At 59.0% G+C, this 5,630-nt stretch carries 3 protein-coding genes; all 3 read left to right on the top strand.

The features are described 5' to 3' along the window. The first annotated feature begins 376 nt into the window (after positions 1–376). Genes ACFFN1_RS13875 through ACFFN1_RS13865 form a run of 3 tightly spaced genes read left to right on the top strand, consistent with a single transcriptional unit; the run spans position 377 to position 5,562 of the window. Positions 377–3,640 (top strand): helicase-related protein, encoded by a 3,264-nt coding sequence (locus ACFFN1_RS13875; protein ID WP_376841429.1) that lies wholly within the window; start codon positions 377–379, stop codon positions 3,638–3,640. Continuing rightward, on the top strand, positions 3,633–4,298 hold the full coding sequence (locus ACFFN1_RS13870; protein WP_376841428.1) for a DUF4391 domain-containing protein: 666 nt from the start codon (positions 3,633–3,635) through the stop codon (positions 4,296–4,298). The genes ACFFN1_RS13875 and ACFFN1_RS13870 overlap by 8 nt, the downstream gene beginning before the upstream one ends. 13 nt (positions 4,299–4,311) lie before the next feature. Then, positions 4,312–5,562, top strand: a complete 1,251-nt coding sequence (locus ACFFN1_RS13865; RefSeq protein ID WP_376841430.1) for a site-specific DNA-methyltransferase — start codon at positions 4,312–4,314, stop codon at positions 5,560–5,562. The last annotated feature ends 68 nt before the right edge of the window (positions 5,563–5,630 follow it).

Raw genomic sequence — 5,630 nt, 5'->3', positions numbered from 1 at the left:
GGGAATGTTGACTTATAACATCACCATTTTCCCAGTTCAGGAGGGGCATTTCCATTCCACACGCGGCTCGATCCGGCTACTTACATCGGTGGATCAAGGCTAAGCGCAGCTGGTATGCGTAGGATCGGATCAACCTGGTTGAATCGAGTCGTCCTGATCCTGGAGGTCTGAGTGCTCAAACCGTGGCCACTTGACGAATGCGCTGCTGTTCACCTTCAGCACACTCGCGATGCCAACTTCTCTTGGCCAGGTTCGAAGCATGAACCCGTCTCTAGAAATGAGCGAACTCGGGTTTTCCGGACCGTCGTCCAGGACCAAGCGGCCAGGTGGGGCGGATCGACAGCTTCTCATCACGACGAGGACGTCAGGTAGTCGCGTGCGGATCATCGACAACGTCAGCGACCTCCTGGGTGACGATTTCAAGAAGGAGATCGCCCCGGGCTCGAAAGTCCGCCTCGCTGCCTCGACCTTTTCGATCTTCGCGTTCGAAGCACTCCGGGATGAGTTGGAAGGCATCTCCGAACTGAAGTTTGTGTTCACCTCGCCGTCGTTCGTTGCGGAACACGTCACCGACAAGCTCCGAAAGGAGCGGCGCGAGTTCTTCATTCCGGGCGTCAATGCCGAATCGAGCCTTGCTGGTTCCGAGTTCGAGATCCGGCTTCGGAATAAGCTGACGCAGCGCGCCATTGCTCGGGAGTGTGCGGACTGGGTTCGCAGCAAAGTGACCTTCCGGTCGAATGCCACGGGTGACCCGATGCAGCAATTCGCGGTACTCGGCGACAGAGTCCTTTACACGTCCTTGCAGGGGTTCACCACCGCAGACCTCGGTTACGAACGCGGCAATGCGGTGTCGAGCTACGTGCAACGGATCGATGAGGCTCCTGCAGCCGCACAGTACATGCAGCTCTTCGACCAGATCTGGAATGATCCCGACCGGGTCAGTGACGTCACCCAGGCTGTTCACGACCACATCGCTAGCGTGTACTCCGAAAACTCGCCGGCCAGGATCTACTTCTTGATCCTCTACAACCTGTTCTCGGAGTTCCTCGACGATGTCAACGATGACGTCCTGCCGAACGACCGCACCGGCTATCTGGAGACGAAAGTCTGGCAGAGCCTTTATAACTTCCAGCGAGATGCGGCGACGGGCATCATCAACAAACTGGAGAGCTACAACGGCTGCATCCTGGCTGATTCGGTTGGCCTCGGCAAGACGTTCACGGCGCTCGCCGTCATCAAGTACTTCGAATTGCGCAATAAGTCGGTGCTGGTGCTGTGTCCGAAGAAACTGGCCGAGAACTGGACGAACTACAACGCAAACCTGACGACCAACCTCTTCGCCGCGGACCGTTTCAGCTACGATGTCCTCGCACACACAGACCTCTCGCGTACGAAGGGTGAGTCCCTCGGCCTTCGGCTGGACCGGGTCAACTGGGGCAACTACGACCTCGTCGTGATTGATGAGTCGCACAACTTCCGCAACGCCGACTACGCACAGGAGAAGGAATCACGCTACCAGCGCCTCATGCGCCAGGTGATCCGCGAGGGCGTCAAGACCAAGGTCTTGATGCTCTCTGCCACACCAGTGAACAACCGGTTCAACGATCTCAAGAACCAGCTCCAGCTCGCGTACGAAGGCGAGTCGGAGCGCTTCTCCCAGGACCTGAGCCTGTCGACGACTGTCGACAAAGTGTTCTCCGAAGCCCAGAGGGTGTTCAATGAGTGGTCGAAACTCGACCTCGCGGACCGCACTACCGACCGCATCCTGCAGATGTTGGACTTCGACTTCTTCGAGCTGCTCGATTCGGTGACTATTGCGCGGTCGCGCAAGCACATCCAGGCCTTTTACGACACCACGGAGATAGGTGCTTTCCCTGAGCGCCGCCCGCCATTGTCAATCCAGGAACCGCTTACTGATCTTCCGGACGTGCCTGGGTACAACGACATCTATGCGCAGCTTCAGGAACTGACTCTCGCTGTATACACCCCGTTGGTCTATGTCTTCCCGAGCCGACGTGCGAAGTACGAGGATCTTTACAGCGTCACCGGCGGCAGCGCCCGTTCCAACCTCGGGCAGGCCGGGCGCGAGCAGGGATTGAAGCGGCTCATGACCGTCAATCTGCTCAAGCGGCTGGAGAGCTCCGTCGACGCTTTCCGTCTCACGGTGGCGAAGATCGAACGAGCCATCGACATCACGCTCACCCGCATCAGCCATCATGGCGGGGATGTCGCAGATCTGAATCCCGACCTCGTCGATCTTGAACTTGACGAGGACGATGCCGACGTCGAAGCTCTCTCGTTCGGAGAGAAGATCAGAATCGATCTTGCTGACGTGGACGTCGAGTCCTGGCAGCGCGACCTTTGGAACGACCGTGAAACTCTGCGGGAACTCCTGGACGAGATGCGTAAGGTCACTCCTGCTCACGATCTCAAGCTCCGCAAACTGAAGCAGCTCATCGAGCAGAAGGCCCAGCAACCGATCAATGACGGCAACCGAAAGGTGCTCGTATTCTCGGCTTTTGCGGACACCGCCGAGTATCTCTATCGGGAGCTCGCGCCCGGACTTGCTCAGGTGGGATTGGACACAGCGGTGATCACGGGTGATAGTCACGGCACGAGGACGACACTCGGTACAGGTTTCGATGTCCATCAGGTGATGTCGCTGTTCTCGCCGCGGTCGAAACAGCGCCACCTCACCATGCCCGACGAGACGCGCGAGCTGGACGTGCTCATTGGCACAGATGTTATCAGCGAGGGGCAGAATCTCCAGGACTGCGACTACCTGATCAACTACGACATCCACTGGAACCCAGTGCGCATCATTCAGCGCTTCGGCCGCATCGATCGCATCGGTTCCACCAACCGCCAGATACAGCTGGTGAACTTCTGGCCCGACATTACCCTCGACGAGTACATCAACCTTAGGGAGCGGGTCGAGAACCGAATGGTGATCGCGGATCTCGCGAGCACGGCTGACGACAACGTGCTCGCCCTGGAGAGCTCCGACGTCACGTTCCGCCGTGAGCAGCTGCGCAGACTCAAGAACGAGGTGATCGAGCTCGAAGACGTGCGGACGGGAGTCTCGATCACTGACCTGGGTCTCAACGATTTCCGCATGGACCTGCTCGGGTATATCAAGGAGTACGGGGACCTCAAGTCCGTCCCGCGAGGCCTGCATGCGGTGATTCCTGCCAACCCGGCCAGGGGCCTGCGGCCAGGTGTCATCTTCGCGCTGCGAAACATCGCAGCGGACGAACAGATCAACCGCGGCAACCGCCTGCATCCCCATTACCTGGTGTACCTCGATGAGCAGGGCGAGGTGATCGCGAATCATACCGAAGCCAAGCACCTGCTCGACCTGTTGCGGGCCGGCTGCCGCCCGTACGAGCAGCCGGTGACCGACGTTGTCAGTGCGTTCAACGCCGCCACTAGCGAAGGTGCCCGAATGGAGAAGTACTCGGCTCTGCTGACGGACGCGATCCATTCGATGATTGACGTCACACAGGAGCGCGATATCGACAGCCTCTTCACTGGCGGTAGCACTACGGCTCTGACGCAGACGATTGCCGGTCTGGATGATTTTGAGCTTACCGCGTTCGTGGCAGTGGTGGAGCGAAAGCAGGACGTTTGGAATGGCTGACCTCTTGTATCGCTGGCCGGTGAACGCGACAGTCGGCCAGCGGGTGCCCAAAGAGAAGTTCTATGAGCATGGCGCCGTGAAGCCTGCTGTGCGGGAGCTGTTCGTCTCCGAGGTCCAGCGCCTCACTTGGGCGTACAAATTGGCCGAGAATACTATCAATCTCCCCGGCTCCGAGCAGGTGCCAGAGATTCAGGTCTTCGTGCTCGACGCCAAGCAAGGCGACGTCAGTGATGCGGTGCTCAGCGCAATCGACAAGGCGGTGCAGTTCCCGCTGGTTTTCGAGATCACTCGCACCGCGGTTGGGCAGGCGGAGGCGCGAATGGTTGCGACGCATAAGCAACTCGGTACCGGCGTGCCGAAACTCGGCGAGTACTTTTCGACCGGCTGGCTGCCAGCGAACACCGCACGGCAGTCACTTCCGACTGCGATCGCGCTTCCCGCGTTGTACACGGAGCTTCTCCAACCTCTCACACCGCTGGCTTCTCGCCCTGGCGAGGAGTTGTCGGAAGTGACGGGTAGGGTCAACGCGGTGCGCCGGCTCGAACGAGAGATCGTATCGTTGGAGCGAAAGCTCCGCACAGAGCCGCAGTTCAACCGCAAGGTGGAGCTGCGTCGCATGCTCAAGACCAAGCAAAACGAACTCGACCAGCAGAGGTGATCTCGTGGAGAAGATGCGCATGACCTCGCCCAACCTCACGCGGGCCAACATCGACAAGATAGCCGAACTGTTGCCGAATGTCGTGACCGAGAGCATCGATTCTGACGGCAACCTCACCCGCGCGATTGACTTCGATTTGCTCCGGCAGGAGCTGAGCGATCACATCGTGGAGGGACCTCAGGAGCGGTACCGCCTGGACTGGCCCGGCAAGCGTGCCGCAGCGTTCGCGGCGAACGCGCCCATTGCTAAGACCTTGCGTCCGGTTCGCGAGGAGTCGGTGGACTTCGACACGACGCAGAATCTCTTCATTGAGGGTGACAACCTCGATGCACTCAAGCTGCTCCAGGAGTCGTACCTCGGCAAGGTCAAGCTGATCTATATTGACCCGCCGTACAACACCGGCCACGACTTCATCTACAACGACGACTTCTCCGAAACTAGCGCCGATTACCTCGCGCGCTCGGGCCAGACCGACCGCGAAGGCGGGCGCCTCGTTGCTAACGCTGACACCAACGGCCGCTACCACTCCGACTGGCTCAGCATGATGTACCCGCGACTGAAGCTGGCACGCAATCTGCTCACGCGTGATGGCCTAATTGTGATCTCGATCGACGAGAACGAGGTGGCAAACCTCGTTCGACTCTGCGAAGAGATCTTCGGGCGTGACAATGTGCTTGGTGCTCTCCCCGTGGTCATGAACCTGAAAGGAAACCAGGATGCATACGGCTTTGCCGAGACACATGAGTTCATAGTCGTGTGCCTCCGCGACAAGTCTCATGCGACGTTGGGCGAGTTTCCCGTTGAGGAGGAGACTCTCATCGCAGAATGGTCTGACGATGAGTATGGCCTATACAAGGAAGCCGACAACTTACGCGCAACCGGCGTGAATGCTCCGCGCGAAAAGCGGCCCAACCTCTGGTATCCGATCTTCATTGATCCGGACACCCTCGAAGCTTACGTGACTGAGGATGACAGGCCACTGGATTCGCGTCATGCAGCCGTTTGGCCCGTTAATCCCGAGGGCAAGGAATTGAGCTGGTACTGGAGGAAGTCAAAGTTCGCCGCTGAGACCCACAACCTTGTGCTGAAACAGACGAAGAACGGATATCAGTTCTATAAGAAGCAGCGCCCTGATTTGGGTGAGCTACCGTCGAAAAAGCCGAAGTCGTTCTGGTTCAAGCCGTCGTACAGCACCGGCACCGCGACCACGCAGTTGAAGAAGCTTATGGGGCTCTTCGGACATCCGGTGGGGGTCATGGGGTGAGTCCGCCGGCGGCGAGGAGCATGCGGAGGCGGTAGTTGTGCTGGTTGCGGTAGCCGCGGGCGAGGCGG

The sequence above is a fragment of the Brevibacterium otitidis genome, assembly GCF_042429315.1.
GTDB classification, from domain to species: Bacteria; Actinomycetota; Actinomycetes; order Actinomycetales; family Brevibacteriaceae; genus Brevibacterium; species Brevibacterium otitidis.
This window is presented reverse-complemented; position numbering and strand designations above follow the sequence as displayed.

Excerpts from the sequence above, each read along its gene's own strand:
- ACFFN1_RS13865 (WP_376841430.1), top strand. The coding sequence starts at position 4,312 with ATGCGCATGACCTCGCCCAACCTCACGCGGGCCAACATCGACAAGATA.
- ACFFN1_RS13870 (WP_376841428.1), top strand. The coding sequence starts at position 3,633 with ATGGCTGACCTCTTGTATCGCTGGCCGGTGAACGCGACAGTCGGCCAG.